Raw genomic sequence first — 1,721 nt, 5'->3', positions numbered from 1 at the left:
GGAGCTCGCGCTTTGTCCCGCATTTGTGAGCGCGGGAAAAGCTGAAATTGCACACTACTACCCAGACGGACTTCATGGATCCACTCGCGCCCATTCGTATGAGCTTGTGCTGGGGAACATGTCAACCTTGACAGAGGACAATTTAAAAGAAGTTCTAGATCTATTTGCCACCGACAAAGTACTTAACAAAGCGAGTAATCGAAAAGATGTATGGGAAAACGCGGACAAGTTCTTCCCCAAAGAGCATGCGGAAAAGAACATTCAACGTTTACTAGCCATTGCACTGCAGATAAATTTCAAAAATGGGATCGTTCTTGAAGAGATCCCCGTCCCAAGTGGACGCACAGATATTCTTATTGAAGAGCGTAATGCCCTAAACACAACAAAATTTCTACTGGAGCTGAAAGCAGTAAGAAAATTTGGACACAACGGTTCCACGTACAGTAAAACAAATCAGCTTGATCACTGTACTGATGGGTTGACCCAAGGCTTTACGTATGGCGATGACCTAAAAGCTGATCAAGCTTTTCTGTGTGCGTATGACTTTCGTCCCTCACCGGATGCCACATTGGTAGATGAAATACGAGCACTCGCCGGTGGATATGACGTAAAAGTTTATTGGTACTCGATGTTCGTTAACTCTAAAGCGGGCAGGAAGAGCCGACTCAAGAAAAAGTTATCGGCGACGCAAAACCAATAGAGACTCTAGTAACCCTTCGGTGCGTTGCTGCTGATGTGAAGTTCTCATCGATCGAAGCGATGTTTGGTTAATTACTTCATAACCCATTGGGATTGCCAACTGTGCAAGTATGGTCGGAGTGTCGATTACGACATCGGCATATTGAGAATTACCCACAACCATTGCCACGGTGCCATTACTAACCAGTTTAGGCTTTAAGTTTTTAAGAATCCCTGCCAAATCTTCAAAGTAACCAGTAACCATTTCAGGAATAGCTTTATTCCAAAGTTGTGGTCTGGCTTCTTGTAGCGAAGAATAAACCGCAGCCAATTCGCGGCTTGCCGGGATCTCGGATTTACTTTGGGGCCATTGGACCTGTACATGTGACCGCAGGGTGCTTTGTCTGAGGGTGCGATTCTCCGCAGCAGATCCCAGGTAGCCAAGCATCCAAAGTTCGACGTTGTATATATCCGTATAGTCAAACGAATTGGGATAGGGCGGAGAAAAAAGCGCCATATCTAATTTCTCTTTAATCTCCCTGATTTTGCTTCTGCAATCCCCCTTAAGTAGAGTAAAGCCTGCGCGTGGCTGAGCGGTCATGATGGCCAAGTCTTCTGCAATTTCAGTCGTTCGGCTGTAAAACAGTTGAAAAACTTGGTTAGCGGTTACATCRCGGTCTTCCCACCCCTTTCTGTAACGTCGACCTTTTCCATCCACTCGAACATTACTGACTTCGATCAGAATCGATGCAAGCGCAACCGTCATCAAGCGTCGATCAATATCGCTGGATTCGACTTCAATTGAACGGCGTATAGCCTCAATGGCAACACCCGCATTCCGATAAAAAAGAAATCTTCCCTTAATGCCTGGCTCAATGAAGGTAGGTGGCAGGCGCTTCCGAAGCTCCGAGAGGTTAGGTTTGAGTGCCCTAGCCCGTCTAACCACACGTTGCAACGTCGTTACGAAAAGAGCCGCACTAGCAGGTGTTAATTTAGATTCGATAACGTCCTGCAGTAAGGGATTGACCTCAATGGAATATGAC

The 1,721-nt window shown here is 46.2% G+C and carries 2 protein-coding genes; one reads left to right on the top strand and one right to left on the bottom strand.

What is annotated here, in order from left to right:
• The coding region (locus AC1D0Z_RS21090) for a hypothetical protein (RefSeq protein ID WP_477660112.1) at nt 1–700 on the top strand (700 nt) is incomplete at its 5' end.
• On the opposite strand, the gene AC1D0Z_RS21085 is transcribed toward AC1D0Z_RS21090, so the two are convergent.
• Nucleotides 677–1,721 (bottom strand): SAM-dependent methyltransferase (locus tag AC1D0Z_RS21085; protein WP_477660111.1); only part of this gene is annotated, 1,045 nt, incomplete at its 5' end. The genes AC1D0Z_RS21090 and AC1D0Z_RS21085 overlap by 24 nt on opposite strands.

The organism is Polaromonas sp. P1_E3 (assembly GCF_056405935.1).
The sequence above is the reverse complement of the archived record's forward strand: the minus strand, read 5'-3'. Positions and strand labels throughout refer to the sequence as shown.